This window comes from Aliivibrio friggae, assembly GCF_057368515.1.
Window position 1 is genome coordinate 1518300 of record NZ_CM170648.1, and the last position, 14503, is coordinate 1532802.

The 14503-nt window shown below is 38.9% G+C and carries 13 protein-coding genes; 1 reads left to right on the forward strand and 12 read right to left on the reverse strand.

Features of this window, described 5'->3' with window-relative positions; translation table 11 throughout:
- Nucleotides 1–6: 6 nt before the first annotated feature.
- The 5 genes from AC2INI_RS07090 to AC2INI_RS07110 all read right to left on the reverse strand — a co-directional run bounded on the left by AC2INI_RS07090 (nt 7) and on the right by AC2INI_RS07110 (nt 3783).
- Nucleotides 7–204 (reverse strand): twin-arginine translocation signal domain-containing protein, encoded by a 198-nt coding sequence (locus AC2INI_RS07090; RefSeq protein ID WP_045101998.1) that lies wholly within the window; start codon nt 202–204, stop codon nt 7–9.
- Between the two features lie 79 nt (nt 205–283).
- Nucleotides 284–883, reverse strand: coding sequence for a TorD/DmsD family molecular chaperone (locus AC2INI_RS07095; protein WP_486304442.1), 600 nt, complete (start codon nt 881–883; stop codon nt 284–286).
- A gap of 5 nt (nt 884–888) precedes the next feature.
- A complete protein-coding gene (locus tag AC2INI_RS07100; RefSeq protein ID WP_486304443.1) occupies nt 889–2565 on the reverse strand; it encodes a 4Fe-4S dicluster domain-containing protein in 1677 nt (558 codons plus the stop codon).
- A gap of 203 nt (nt 2566–2768) precedes the next feature.
- Nucleotides 2769–3341, reverse strand: a complete 573-nt coding sequence (locus tag AC2INI_RS07105) for a DUF3306 domain-containing protein (RefSeq protein WP_486304444.1) — start codon at nt 3339–3341, stop codon at nt 2769–2771.
- Complete coding sequence (locus tag AC2INI_RS07110; protein ID WP_486304445.1) at nt 3322–3783, reverse strand: DUF3305 domain-containing protein; 462 nt, start codon at nt 3781–3783, stop codon at nt 3322–3324. Before AC2INI_RS07110 ends, AC2INI_RS07105 begins: the two co-directional genes overlap by 20 nt.
- Before the next feature lie 164 nt (nt 3784–3947).
- Here AC2INI_RS07110 and AC2INI_RS07115 point away from each other — a divergent pair, with 164 nt between their 5' ends.
- The gene (locus tag AC2INI_RS07115) at nt 3948–4787 is read left to right on the forward strand and encodes a formate dehydrogenase accessory sulfurtransferase FdhD (protein ID WP_486304446.1); all 840 of its coding nucleotides are present in this window, start codon (nt 3948–3950) and stop codon (nt 4785–4787) included.
- Nucleotides 4788–4911: 124 nt separating this feature from the next.
- Here AC2INI_RS07115 and AC2INI_RS07120 read toward each other — a convergent pair whose 3' ends face one another.
- The 7 genes from AC2INI_RS07120 to AC2INI_RS07150 form a co-directional block, all read right to left on the reverse strand.
- Nucleotides 4912–6969: an HD domain-containing phosphohydrolase gene (locus tag AC2INI_RS07120; protein ID WP_486304447.1), complete on the reverse strand. Its 2058-nt coding sequence runs from the start codon at nt 6967–6969 to the stop codon at nt 4912–4914.
- Between the two features lie 174 nt (nt 6970–7143).
- Complete coding sequence (gene mltC / locus AC2INI_RS07125; RefSeq protein ID WP_122034633.1) at nt 7144–8298, reverse strand: membrane-bound lytic murein transglycosylase MltC; 1155 nt, start codon at nt 8296–8298, stop codon at nt 7144–7146.
- A gap of 239 nt (nt 8299–8537) precedes the next feature.
- Complete coding sequence (locus AC2INI_RS07130) at nt 8538–10430, reverse strand: methyl-accepting chemotaxis protein (RefSeq protein WP_486304448.1); 1893 nt, start codon at nt 10428–10430, stop codon at nt 8538–8540.
- Nucleotides 10431–10787: 357 nt separating this feature from the next.
- Nucleotides 10788–11426 (reverse strand): pyroglutamyl-peptidase I, encoded by a 639-nt coding sequence (gene pcp, locus AC2INI_RS07135; RefSeq protein WP_486304449.1) that lies wholly within the window; start codon nt 11424–11426, stop codon nt 10788–10790.
- Nucleotides 11427–11435: 9 nt separating this feature from the next.
- On the reverse strand, nt 11436–12341 hold the full coding sequence (locus AC2INI_RS07140) for a DUF979 domain-containing protein (RefSeq protein WP_122034628.1): 906 nt from the start codon (nt 12339–12341) through the stop codon (nt 11436–11438).
- A complete protein-coding gene (locus AC2INI_RS07145) occupies nt 12335–13024 on the reverse strand; it encodes a DUF969 domain-containing protein (RefSeq protein ID WP_486305707.1) in 690 nt (229 codons plus the stop codon). The genes AC2INI_RS07140 and AC2INI_RS07145 overlap by 7 nt, the downstream gene beginning before the upstream one ends.
- A gap of 213 nt (nt 13025–13237) precedes the next feature.
- Entirely contained in the window at nt 13238–14482 is a 1245-nt protein-coding gene (locus AC2INI_RS07150) for an NRAMP family divalent metal transporter (RefSeq protein ID WP_122034625.1), read from the reverse strand.
- Nucleotides 14483–14503: the final 21 nt, after the last annotated feature.

A 14503-nucleotide genomic window follows, 5' to 3' on the forward strand; every position in this document is an offset into this window, starting at 1 on the left:
GCTCCGTTATAGGCTATCGTAATAGTCACGAATGTGTTGAGTTTCGCGATATCCATCGCCTTTCTTCTCAACGTCTTTTTTATCCGTTACTGTGCTTGCACTTGCTGTTCCTGAAACGGCTGCGGCTACTGTTCCTGCGGCAGCTGCAGTTGCAAGGCCCTTCAGTAACGTGCGGCGGTTTAGGTCCGTATTTTTATTGCTCATTCAATGCTCCTTTGCTTCCAATTCACTTGGAATGGGCGTCTGTTTTTATGGTTTTAATTCTTTTAAGTCACAACAACTTTTATACTTCTGTGACTTCAATTGCGTTTGGATTTTTTGCAAAGCGCGTTTGTTCTACAATGAAAAACGCCTCAACTAGTTGTGCCACTGATTTGTAGAAATCCGCATTTTCAGCGTTATTGATTTGCTCACACAGTGCGACATACCAAGGTTGAATATGACGGTTAAAGAATCGTTGTTGCAGAACTTCTGCATCATTCGCTTCAATAAGCATAGCCATAACTTCACATAATGCTGAGATATGATCTTCAGGCTCTTTTACGTCATCTGCTCGCTCAAAACCTAATTGCATTAGATCTTGTCGAAGGGCAACTAACGGTTTTTCCATTAAAGCGCCCGCTATGTGCCATGAGCCAAACGGCATCACTTCACCACGGCCAACGCCAATGAATAGGTTTTGGTATTCGTCTGTTAGTGCTTCTTGATTTGATTCTTGAGCCGCTTTTGAAACCGCAACCCATGCTTGACTCATCTCATGATTGTCATTGCCTTCAACTTCAAGGGTACTTAACCAATCAATCACCATTTGATCTGGTGCAATACGAAACAAATGCGCTAATAAACCATAGATTTCTTGTCTTACTTGTTGTTGTTCATTCATGGTCATTACACCTTTAATTGTTTTTCTGGGTTTGCAGACAGATCGGTAAAGATGTCTTTCACTCGACAATCTTCACACATGTATAGACGACTGATAGAAGCTTCATCACTAAAGTGAGGGTTACCCTGTAACTTAACTCTTAGCATTTCAATCATTGATGCTGGAGCGAAAGGCGTTCCACAAGTAATACAACAAGCGGCATCTTCTTTATGCATGATTTGTGTTTCTTGACGCTCTGCTTGGCTCCAGTTCATTTGCACTTTCATGCTCAATACTTTTTCTGGACAGGCGCTAACACAAAGGCCACATTGAACACAATCTTGCTCAATGAATTTTAATGTTGGTGAATCTGGATCACTGTGCAGTGCACGAGTCGGACAAACCGCCACACAACTCATACATAAAGTACAGTCTTTAGTTTCACAGCTCACACTGCCATAAGGCGCATGAGAAGGAAGAGATTGAATTTCGGTAATTTCGATATTATTTGAAGTCGCATCAGCAGCAAGGTGATCTAACGCGCCCATTAAACGTGCACGCTTATTGCCTGTTAAAGGTTGTTCAATTACCGCTAATGGCGTATCGACAAGCGTCATTTCGTGTAACGCTTCCATGTAAACCACTTGGATGCGTTGAGGATCTAACCCTAATTGAGATAAGAAAACCTGTGCGATTTCAACTTCTTGCGTTAATACACGCTGAATGGTTTCTGGCATTCTGCGGCTGGCAATGAAAAGGATTTGTGCGGCACCATTAACAAGTGCAGAGAACCATGTATCAATACCGACAGAAAGAAGCTCATCAAGAACTACTGGGATAACATGATCTGGCATGGTTTTTAGTGCCATCACATTAAAGTTTTCATGGCGATCACTACAGAAAGCGATAATTGGTGTTTCACCACCCTCTTTCTTGTAGTTTGCTAATAGACGAGTTGCGAAGTTTTGTGTTTTTTCCGCTTCTGGTAATGCATAGCTAATAGCTTCAGTCGGACAAGCCGTGGCACAGGTACCAACACCTTGACAAAGGTATGGGTTAATTTGAATGTGGTGGCCTGTTTGCTCAGAGCCTTCACTAGTTAGTGCGCCAGCAGGACAAGCATCAACACAACGCTCACACCCTTTTACACCACGTGAACTGTGTGCACATAACTCTGGATTTAAGCGAAAGTATTTTGGTTTATCAAACGTACCAACAAGCGCTGGTAATTCATCAAGCACTTGTGCAAGTGTTGGGTAGCCACGACCTACAGGATAGTAACCAGGTACTGGCACTTGCTCTGACATTACACTGTCTAGTTTCATGTCTAACACAAGATCGAATGCAGCGGCACCAATGGTTGCTTTTGCTAGATTAACGCGTTCACCATTTAGCGTACACTCAACATCAAATGCGCCTAAAAAGCCTTTAATGCTTAAATCTTTAGCATGGTAAACCGTTCTTTCAGTCTCTTTATCGTGTGCATCGGATTCGGTTGATACCAGTGTGATGCTGTTCAGCTCTGAGAACTGCTCGGCAACATCAACAATAATGCTGGTAGGTCCAATGATGATCAAGTTACCACGGCTTTCGTAACTAACCGTTGGTGGGATTAAGTTGTTTAACTCAACGGTTTGCGCAATAGCGAACTGACGCGCTTTGGCATTCGTTGTTTCAGATTGTGCTAAAAATTGGGTTAACATTGCTTCACCTATTCTTGACCCCATTTGGGCCTATTCAGTTCTGTGACTGGTTTCTAGGTGTTATATCGCAATAACCGTACCAACTTAATGGGTAATAATGAGAAATATTAATAGGATAAAATGCGCAATTTTTAGACTATTTGGCAGGCGGTGTTTTTTGTCGGGACATTTTGTCTCACCTTGGTTCAAAATGTCCCGATTGTTTAAGTGGTCTTTTTTGTCTCACTTGAGGCTATTTCGTTGCCAGTAACGTATTGATATTCATTATCATTACTGTTTGATGCTTCATTTTTAACGGTTAATTCTTGTTGTTGTTCTGATGCTTCTTTTGATAATGGTTCTGATAATTGCTCTACCACTGATTCTTGCTCACTCTCGCCTTCTTCTTCAACAGGCTCTACCATCCAATCTCGTAATTTGGCTGCAGTTTCGCTATCCAATTTGGGTGGTGTTGAGTAGTTTGGCTCATCTTCCATTGCAAATTCAGGGTTCAAAAACATCTTACGCAATGCGGCTTTTTTCAGATTTTTATCTACCCCTGTTGCCATAAATTGGCTGACATCGCTGGTTCCTGTAATTTCACCTAGATCGGCCTCGGTAGGCAGATCTATCTCAGGCGTTGATTCTGCCTCTTCTAGAATTGATGCTGTTTCAACATCATCGACAGAAGCGTCAATAACAGGTGTTGACGGTGCTTGAATCGGCTCATCACTGACCTCTTCACCTTGTTTTACCTTCTGTTTTCTCAGTGCCCATCTACTTAGGAAGTTGCTCACTTGCGCGCCCCGCACCTTTACGTTTCTTTCTACGAACTTCTATCAGTTCACCGTTTTTGCCAATAAAAGCTTCTAGCCATGCTTGTACAGGTAGTGGCATTCCAATCGATAGCACAACGTAATCACCATCCATGTATTGCCCTATCAAGCTTTGTGAAGCCGTGATCATTACTGGGGTAAGTACGTCATTATCATTTTCAAAGGCAAAAAATAGCTTTGGATCTTGAGAGCTTAAATTAAAACGGTAATCGGTTCGTTCATCTAAGAATATTTCTAGCTCACGCTCAAACAAGATGCTGTTACTTTGCGCTGCTTGTGTGTTTTTCTCATAAAGATGAATGTCACCAATATGCCAAGATGGCGCACTCCAACGTCCTACTTGTTTGGTTTCTTCAATCACTTCAAACTGAAGTGGCCATTGGTTTTCTGTTTTTTGATCCACAAGTCACCCTTCTTTTTATGAGGCTTTTTTATCTCTATTCACACTATAAAGCAATCCTTATACCAACAACGGTTTATTTCTAATTTAACCACAACTCATCCTGTGGTATAAAATTTGCGTGTAATACGTTAATTACCTTAAAACTCATTAATTTGGAGCTTACTTTGAGCCAATCAGCAAGAATAATAACTACTGGCGCTGTACCTAAACAAACTCTTACTGTGGATGTTTATGATGAATACGGTGAGAAGCTAACAAAAGAAGTCGCGTGTGAACAACCATTAACGGTTATGTTGAATTGGCAAGAAGTGGTGACTCTAATGACGTTAGGCGCACGCCCTGCTGAATTAGTCGTTGGCTATTTAAAGAATCAACATTTTATTAGCGATGTGACGTTATTAGAATCCATCATGATTGATTGGGAAACCAAAACAGCCGCGGTGAATACTAAAGAGACCACCGAACACGTTAAAGAGAATTTAAAGAAGAAGACGGTTACCTCTGGCTGCGGTCAAGGCACCATGTATGGCAATGTTATGAAGCAACTTGAAAATTATCAAGTACCTCAAGTAACAATTAATCAATCAGATCTTTATGCATCACTAGAAGCGCTGACTTATCATAATGACACCTATAAAGCGGCTGGTGCGGTTCATGGCTGTGCGATTTGTGAAAACAACCAAGTGCTTTCTTTTGTGGAAGATGTAGGCCGTCATAATGCGGTTGATACACTTGCGGGTGAATTATGGTTAAACCGTGGTACGGGCGACAATAAGCTGTTTTACACCACAGGTCGTTTAACCTCTGAAATGGTGATCAAAGTTGCTCAAATGGGTATTCCCGTTTTACTATCTCGCTCAGGCGTAACGCAAATGGGTTTAGATTTGGCGCAGAAATTTGGCATTACGATTATTGCTCGCGCTAAAGGTAAACGCTTCCAAGTATTTGCTGGCCATGAAAAAATCAATTTTGATGTGAAAGGCGAAGCTGCGCTTGGGGACTAGAAGCTAGGGACTAAGGACTAGAAAAAGCAGGGACGAGTAAGAGCCAAAAGCAGTTACTCGTCCCTAGAAACTAGTCCCTGCTCTTACTAATCCCTACCCCCTAAAAACTAGCCCCTGCTTCTACCTACTGATTATTCTCAAAAATAGCTCTAAACTCTTCATGATTATGTAAAAACAGATCAACAATCATAGGGTCAAAAGAGACACCTCTTTCCTCGGCAATAATCTCTATTGCAACCTCATGAGTAAACCCTTCTTTATAAACCCGTTTTTGTCTTAGTGCATCATACACATCAACAATACTCACGATTCTTGCTTCAATTGGAATATCTTCACCAACTAAGTTTAAATACCCTTTTCCATTCCACTTTTCATGATGATAAAGCACGATATTTTTAGTTATTAGACTAAGATCAGTATTCTTTATAATCTCATAGCCAATGTTAACATGTTGCTTCATCACATCGAATTCATCAGGGTCAAGCTTACCTGGTTTCTTTAAAATGTAATGAGGGATACCAATTTTGCCGATATCATGCAGAGAAGCGATCATACGAATGTCCTCTACAAACTCTTTTGGCATCTTCAAAAGAGTCGACAAATATTCAGAGTAAATATTAATCCGCTTATTGTGCTCACTGGTCTCTTCATCACTGTACAAAGACGCCATCTCTAATGAACCAATCAAGGACTCATTCATAGTTAACAGTCGGTGCTGTGTTTTTTTCGCAAGAAAATCTCGTATAAGTAAAAGAACGATAATGAGTATACAAACACTAAAAACCATGATTAATGCCCATAGATCATTTCTTTGGTACTTTTCATTTTCATTAATATAGATATTTTTAATTAGGCGTTCATTATCCGAGCTTATTGAAATAAGGTTAATCGCATCAAATAACGCCTTATGCTCTTTTTTTACCGCTATATAAACAGAGGATTTTTCTGTTAACGTGCCAGCTACTTTTAGATCGAACATATCATGATTAATAGTGTGATTAAGTAATAATCGTTGATCACCAAAGGCGTAATCGACGATCCCATCATCTACGGCTTTAATTATTTCTTCAAAAGTATCAAAAAATACCATTTTCACATTTAACGTATTATTTTTTACATAATCGTAGTAATACGCATTTTTCAACATTCCAACGGTTGAGTAGTTAACATCCCCAATTTCTGAAATAAAATTCCCTTCTAACTTATTAAAAACCGATAGCTCAAAGGTATAATATGGCTTGGTTAAGAAGTAGTTGTCTGTTATGCACTTATTATTATACACCGACAACAAAACATCATACTCGTTGCACTCTCCGATTACTGGTTCAATAAACGTCACAACATCTTTAAATATTAATTTAATACTGTCAAAAAGTGTTGGGGCTATTCCATGATATTCATTATTAACATAGTAACTGGTAGGAAACTCATTAGTACCATACCCAACACTAACCGTTAAGCCTTTAAGCTCTTCGCTCTTTTTAAATAAATAGATGAAGTAATCTTCGCGAGATTTTATAACCATCTCTTTTACTTCTTTTGACTCTAGTTCAGTAAAATATTTGATTAAGATGCTGTTGAGTTCAATGTAATCTTTTGAGATTGCAAATGACGTATATAAATTCTGTAACCGAGGTAAATTAAGAGTCGGATACGCTTTGTCTGTGATCACCTGTGTATCAGCAACAAAAGCATCAATCTCTCCCGCATTGAGTGCTGCAACTAATTCACTTAGCGTATTAAATTTAACCGGAATATAATCTATTTCGTCAGCGTATTGATTTACAAAGTTAGTGGTGGAGTACCAATCATCAATAAGACCTACTTTCTTATTATTCAAACTAACTAGATCTTCAATAATTGAGGTATCTCTAAAGAATACTTTTGTACTCACTCTATATAGTGTAGGGACAAAAAAGTAGCTTTCACGTCTCTCTTTTGTATTCGCAAAATCAAAATACACACCAGAATCAAAATTATTAAACTTGTCATGTAATACATCAATATCTTCAATTTGCACGGTGAAATTTGTATTTAATTTCTTATTAATGTCCGCAACTAAATAGCTGTATAACCCTTTTTGAATGCCATTTTCAATAAAGAAAAGTCTTGAATCATAATTATCATTATAAAATGTAAAGTTTTTATTATTTTTAAGCCATTCACTTTCTTCTTTGGTCAATTCAAGTGACCATGAAAGTGAAGAATATAAACACAGTAAACAAAAGAGAATCTGTTTCAACCTGTCGTTACCACCAACTAAATTAGAGTGAAGTTTTCATAGACCGAGAAGCTAACAAATTAAACTATTAATGTATAATTCAATTTATTCATCCTCTCAATCAACATATTCTATCTACGCTTTTTCATTAAATTCTTTTTGAAACTTCAACACTTTTTCAAGGTATCGACGCGCTTCTGCTTTTGGGTGTTTATTGGTTAATGCCCAATATAACTGCTCCGGTTTTAAACTATTTATCTCGCTGATAGCTTTAGTTTTGCTTGTATCAAACGTAGAAAATACGCCTCCAGATCCCCCGTTATAGGCAGAAATCATGCTGTAATGTTTATTGGTTGCATGAGTGATATCTCGTAAGTATCTATTCTTTAAAATATAAAAATAGGCTGTGCCTGTATCTATGTTGTTTGCTGGATTAAACAAATACTCTTTTGTTGGGATACCTGATTTGTTTTTCACTAATTTAAATACATCTGCGCCTGCCGTTTTTGGGATCACCTGCATTAAACCATAGGCACCAGCATGACTTACTGCATAAGGGTTGAAGCTACTTTCCGTCTGGATAATGGCGTAAATTAAATCGATTGAAATATCGTATTCTTTCGACGCTTTTTTGATCAAATCTGCATATTGGAATTCACGTTGCTCTAAATGGTCATCCACCATTGAGATCTCAACGTAATACGCTTTTCCATTTTTGATGGTTTTCGTTTTAAGTTTATTTTCAATTAAATAGTCCGCGTATTGCCCTGCACGCCAAGGCCATTCAATGTCTTTGTTTTCTTGATCTTTAATTTGACCGAGTAAAAAAGGACGGCCACGTAAAGGAATTGACTTATCACTGAATAAATCCACATGCGATGGATCTGCAGGCATTAAAACTGTACCTATAATGGCTTTTTTGAGTGCCTCTTTAGGTTGATATTGAGAAATAGTCGATACATAGATCTTACCTTTATCAAAATCAATATGTGCGCGAGTACGATAACCATCAAGATACTTTACGTAACGGTGCTTACCGGCTTCAAGAAACTCTTTGTCACCCCATTTATTATGAACTTGATTAGCAAGATTTTCTAATTGCTCTTCGACCGACTGGGTTGGTTTTGATGCGCTTGGCTTTGATGAACCGGGCTGCCATGTATTTGGTTTTGATACACCACCACTACAATCGCATGATTCTGAATTTGATTGATTGTAATTACCATCAAAAATTGGAGTACAAGAAGTCGTGACTAAAGAAATAACAAGGGCAAGTAATGCGTTTTTCATTTATATCCTAAAAAGTGTATTCGTCTTTATTTTCAATACACTGGAATAGTTCACACATAGTGTGTTAGCCGATAAGGAGGCGTATTCTACACCTTGTTTTACTTTTGGGAATAGTTAATGAAAGATGTTTATAAAATATTTTATAAGTTGTTCCTACCTCTTTCTTTTTGAACGAAAATCACGGATTTTTGACACAAAAAAACCGTCAAAAAATGACGGTTTTTATTAAGTTTTTACGTTTAAAGCTTATAACGTTTGATCTCTTCTTCTAATGAATCAGCTAACGATTTTAATGCCTCTGCTTGCTGTGCTGCAGTTTCTGCTTCACTCGCCATTTGGTTTGCAACTTCTTGCACTCCTTCTGTATTGCGACTGATCTCTGCGGTTACACTTGACTGCTCTTCTGCTGCCGAAGCGATCTGTGTCGCCATATCACTAATCACATTAATTTGAGCTGCTATATTCTCAATACTTATACCAGCGTCATCGACATCTTTCACACTGGTTTCTGCCAAGTGATGGCTGTCCGACATAACAGAGACGGCTTCTTGTGTTGTCGACTGCAATGTTTCAATCATTGATTGAATTTCTTCTGTTGAGGTATGAGTTCGTTGAGATAACACACGGACCTCATCAGCAACAACTGCAAACCCACGCCCTTGTTCTCCAGCTCGTGCTGCTTCTATTGCGGCATTCAATGCCAGTAAATTCGTTTGTTCTGCAATTGAACGAATGGTGGCAAGAATTGAGCTGATCTTTTGTGCATGACCATTCAAATCTTCAATGATGCCTACCGCACTGTTTACTTCACGCGCAAGATTACCAATTGATGCTTGGCTTTGGTTTGCTTGATTATGCCCTTCTTGGGTTAAGCCTACCGCTTGCTCTGCAGATTTTGCTGTATTCTCTGCATTGCCTGCTATCTCTTGGGTTGCACTTGCCATTTCTGTTACTGCAGTCGCGACCATGGTAATTTCATCTTGTTGATGACGAATATTTTGGCTACGTTGAAATGCTGAATCTGCTGAGTCCGCAGCAGAACGATTAAGCTCTAATGTGATTTCGCGTAAATTCGATGCCATTGTATGAAGACGAGAAACAAACTGGTTAAAGTTTTCAGCAAGCTTACCCACTTCATCATCTGATTTAACGTTAATACGAACGGTTAAATCCCCTTCACCATTTGCAATATCTGCTAACGCTTCTGATACGGTACCTAATTCACGCAGTTGACGTGTAACTAACCAGCCGGTAAATAATGAAACAAACAATAAAATTAAACCGCCAATAAGTATTAATTTAAATAGCATTGCATTTAACGGCGCTTCTAAGGTTTCTTTATCCATCACTAACGCAATTGCCCAATTCGTATGAGGCACTGCTGTTATCATTACCGCTTCTTCTCTACCGTTCTCTTCGGTGAAGAAAAAACCATCGGATGATATTTCTTTATTTAGGTTATTCGCATCAAAACCTTTACCAAGATCTGCAATCGGTTTTAAGGCAATTTTTTCATTAGGGTGAGCAACAACAATCTTATTACTGATATCAAGTAACATTGCGTAGCCTTTCCCTGGTACAGGAATGTCTAATACATCATCAATTAAAGCTCCAAGTGCTAAGTTTGATGCTGTCACACCTACAATTCGGCCATTTTCACGCACAGGCTCTGTTAGTGTAACCACGAGTGCTTGCATGGTATGGCTAACATAAGGCTTTGTGGTAATCGCTTTGTTGGCTGCTAGAGTTTCTTTATACCAACCACGAGTTCGTGGGTCATAACCTGCTTTATTCAATGATGGATCTTGACGTTGCATTACGCCCTCTGCATCACCATAGTAGCTCAGTCCAAAACCACCCGAAGTAAAGGTTTGTTTTAAGTGTGCCACCATATCTAAATTCGGATTTCGCTCTATGGCTTCTTTCATTGCCGTAATCGCATCTTGACGGCCTTTGAACCAATCCCCAACCCCTAAACTGTATGCTTTTGCAGTATTCCCACTCTCACTACGAATACCATCCCAGGCTTGTGTTTTCATCGTTTGATATGAAAATGTACCCAACGAGATAATCGTTAAAACGATAAGAGCGACACTTGTTATTACAAGCTTTGTTTTTAATGTTAAATGCATAATATGTCTACTTTTTATAATTCTAAATAATATAAAGCAATGTAGAATTATCAGTGGAGCCTACACCCCCTACATTGCATAACTCACTAATGAAACAAGTGGTTACATTCTGAGTCATCTTAGCAGTCTTATTATTTAAAAATGTGCCCTTTTTCACAAACGGAACCCAAAAATAAGCGAAAATTTACTCTTGATTTTTTGAGCAAGAAAACACTTAGCATCATAAACACACACACTTAACGCCGCATTCACAACTCACTGAAATATCATAGTTATTTATATAGTTATCATTAAAAAACCCAACAATATAAATAATTGTTGGGTTCTAAAATAAAGATAGAATTATCTGTTTTTAAATCAACAAATAGTACCGGCCCCTTCTTGAATATCTTCACTATTATCAATGATAGCTTGTGCTGCAATAGCTAAGCCCTCTGCTATTTGCTCTAACTTCATTGTTGGTTGGGAGCCATCCACTGATTGCTCTGGTAATAATGGAATATGAATAAACCCATGACGAATATTGGTATCTTTTAAATAATGCTGTATCCCGTAGAACAGATGGTTGCATACAAAAGTACCTGCCGTATTTGATACTTGAGCTGGGATCCCTTTTTGTTGTATTTCTCTCACCATCGCTTTGATTGGTAATGTTGTAAAATAAGCATCTGGGCCTCCCTCTATGACTGGTTCATCAATCACTTGAATACCGTCATTATCTGGGATCCGGAAGTCATCAACATTAATCGCAATTCGCTCTGGTGTTATTGCTGTGCGACCCGAAGCTTGACCAACAGTGATCACTGCATAGGGTTGTTGATCTTCAATCGCTTTTTTTACTGTTTCAATAGACTTATAGCGCACAACTGGCACTTGGCAAATACTGATCTCACCGCCATTAAGTTTACGGCCTGCAATTAGCTTTACGGCCTCTAGCGCAGGGTTAATTTTATCATTACCAAAAGGTTCGAAACCTGTAATTAAAATCTTTTTCATCGTTAATCCCTAAAAGGCAAAAAAGTACATAAAGGTAGTGTTAATTAGTAGCATAATAAAACCGGGAATAAACTGAGTGATAATCACTTGGTTTTTATTATCGAGTTCTAACAAAGCGGCAGGTACTACATTAAAATTAGCCGCCATTGGCGTCATTAAGGTTCCACAATAACCAGAAACCATGCCTAGTACACCCACTACGATAGGATCTCCCCCCATTTCAACAATTAATAGTGGGATACCAATACCTGCGGTAATAACAGCAAAAGCGGCAAACGCGTTACCCATTACAATGGTGAAAATAGCCATACCAAACGTGTACGCAATCACATAGGCTAAAACGCTACCATGTGGCACGATCTCTTTTACTATTTGTGAAACCGTATCACCTACACCAGCCTGGCCAAATAAATAGCCTAATGCCGCTAAGAATTGCGATAAAATCGCTGCCCAACCAATAGTATCAATTAATCGACGTCCTTCATGGATACTTTGAACAGGCTTACACTTAGTCAGCCAATTAGCGACAAACAATGAAAGAACAGAGCTTATCCCTAAGCCAATAAGTGCACTTTCACCGGTTACTTGGCTCCATAAAATCGTACCAACAGGGACAATAATCGCGGGAAGAAACAGCATATTCTGTAAAGATTTGGCACTGCTTTTTCTAAACTCATTGTCACTTGAATTGTATGACCCAATACCCATTAAACCCACTGAAGCAATTAACGTCATAATAAGTACTAATACGCCAACAACCCAATCAGGTAATACGCTACCTAAACAGAAAGAAACACCATAGGCTAGCCAGAAAAGCCCTGTCCCTATTGCTTTCGGATTCTTTTTATCCATAAAACTTTGAAGAGAAAACGCAATAAGAAGTAAGCCTGTCGCTTGATAAATATACTCTAACATTCTTCTTGCTCCTGCTTACCAGCTTTTGCCAAGCGTGAATCTTCTATCCATGCTCGAACATGAAATACGACACACGAGGCTAAAGCTGTGGGGATCGCCCACATAAACATGTCATTTAAAGCAACACTGTAACCATGCTCTTCAAGCACACCTTTAATTAATAACAAACCGCCAGCACCAATAAAAATTAATTGGCTAAAGAAATTAGCAAAGTTTTCACTCATTGCAGCCAGTGCACGAAGGTGCTGTCTTTCTTTATTCGTTAATGGTTTTCTATTTTTCTCAGCAGCGGCTTCTGCCATTGGGGCAACTAAAGGACGGATCATGGATGGATGCCCTCCCAAGTTTAAACCTAATGCATTCGTTACTTTCCGTAGTAATAAATACGTAAACATAACTCGGCCAGCAGAAGCTTGTTTGATTGAGCCAATCAGTGTTTCTGCACGTTCTCTTAAGCCAAATCGTTCTAATACCCCAATCATAGGCAACACTAGAATAAATAAAGACATGTAACGGTTTTGAGTAAATGAAGCGCCTAGAATGGATAAAATTTCAATAAAATCAATCTTTGCAACTAACCCTGTCACTATCCCTGCAGTTAAAATAACCAATAGTGTATTTAAACGTAAAGCGAGCCCAAGAGTAATTATCACCACTCCAATCAACGGCCAGAAATCAATCATCATATATCCTTATTTGTTTTATCTCAGCCTTACATCATGATGGGCTGATACTTATAAATCTCACATTGCGTTAAAACCTATGAGGCCCTAACACGTCGGTAAACATATTAGGGCCTGCGATTTAGTATATTTAAAATCAAGCAGATAAAAAGCCATTATCTGAATAATAATTCTAAAATATAACTATATTCTCAATATCACTCGTCAACTTGATTAAAAAAACATCACATACAAGGTATATATACTCATAAGAGCCATCATTGCAGTGATTAACCAGCCAAAGACTGACATCCAAACTGGGTGCTTATAGTCACCAACAATTGATGGTTTAGTTGCAGCAATCAACATAAGCCCTAGCGTTACTGGTAAGATAAATCCATTTAAAGCACCTGCTACAATCAATAACATGACAGGCTTACCAATAAAGCAAAATATAAATGTGGATACCACAATAAAGCCAATGATAAATCGACGTGAATGCAACTCAATCGTTGGGTGTAATGTTTTTAAGAATGATACTGACGTATATGCAGCACCAATAACAGAGGTGATCGCAGCGGCCCAAAGAACTAAGCCAAAGATCTTATAACCTACATTACCTGCGGCATGCTTAAACATCGATGCAGGAGGATTTGTTGGATCTAACGTGACCCCAGAACTAATCACCCCCAATGCTGCTAAAAATAAAATAACACGAACCACTGAAGCTAAACTGATTGCAGAGACAGAACCTCGGTTAACTTGTGGTAGTGCTTCTTGACCCGTGACACCCGCATCAATCAAACGGTGCGCACCCGCAAAAGTAATGTAACCACCAACCGTGCCACCAACTAATGTAATAATCGCAAGTACATTAAGCTTCTCTGGCCATACTGCACGATATAAGGCCTCACCAACCGGAGGAGAAGTTGAAAATAGTACATATAATGTCATTGCTATTAACGCAGCCCCCATTACGATAGTAAAACGGTCCATAACTTTAGCAGCATCTTTCAACATGAAGATAGCAACGGCAACCACGGCACTAATAGCTGCGCCTACTATTGGTGTGATATCAGGAAATAAAACGTTCATCCCCATCCCTGCACCACCGATATTACCAATATTAAAAGCTAAACCACCAATGGCAACCATACCTGCAATCACGTAACCAAGACCGGGGAAAATATCATTCGCGATATCTTGCGCTCGTTTTTTAGACACAACAATGATTCGCCAAATATTAAGCTGAGCACCAATATCTAAAATGATAGAAATAAGGATAACAAAGGCAAAGCTTGCACCTAATGTTTGAGTAAACACAGTAGTTTGAGTTAAAAACCCCGGTCCTACCGCTGAGGTTGCCATTAAAAAAGCAGCCCCCATAATCAATGACCAACTAAAGCCCGAGCGTGCTGCTGGTTTTCCTTCATCTTGCGTCATGCTAGACGGCTGAGATTCAATTTTTTCTAATGACATACGATTTCCTTTTGTGGTCAC

What these genes read in the sequence shown, in the direction of transcription:
- AC2INI_RS07150 (WP_122034625.1), bottom strand. Translation starts at nt 14,482, where the DNA reads ATGTCATTAGAAAAAATTGAATCTCAGCCGTCTAGCATGACGCAAGAT.
- AC2INI_RS07090 (WP_045101998.1), bottom strand. Translation starts at nt 204, where the DNA reads ATGAGCAATAAAAATACGGACCTAAACCGCCGCACGTTACTGAAGGGC.
- AC2INI_RS07095 (WP_486304442.1), bottom strand. Translation starts at nt 883, where the DNA reads ATGAATGAACAACAACAAGTAAGACAAGAAATCTATGGTTTATTAGCG.
- pcp (WP_486304449.1), bottom strand. Translation starts at nt 11,426, where the DNA reads ATGAAAAAGATTTTAATTACAGGTTTCGAACCTTTTGGTAATGATAAA.
- AC2INI_RS07130 (WP_486304448.1), bottom strand. Translation starts at nt 10,430, where the DNA reads ATGCATTTAACATTAAAAACAAAGCTTGTAATAACAAGTGTCGCTCTT.
- AC2INI_RS07145 (WP_486305707.1), bottom strand. Translation starts at nt 13,024, where the DNA reads ATGATTGATTTCTGGCCGTTGATTGGAGTGGTGATAATTACTCTTGGG.
- mltC (WP_122034633.1), bottom strand. Translation starts at nt 8,298, where the DNA reads ATGAAAAACGCATTACTTGCCCTTGTTATTTCTTTAGTCACGACTTCT.
- AC2INI_RS07140 (WP_122034628.1), bottom strand. Translation starts at nt 12,341, where the DNA reads ATGTTAGAGTATATTTATCAAGCGACAGGCTTACTTCTTATTGCGTTT.
- AC2INI_RS07100 (WP_486304443.1), bottom strand. Translation starts at nt 2,565, where the DNA reads ATGTTAACCCAATTTTTAGCACAATCTGAAACAACGAATGCCAAAGCG.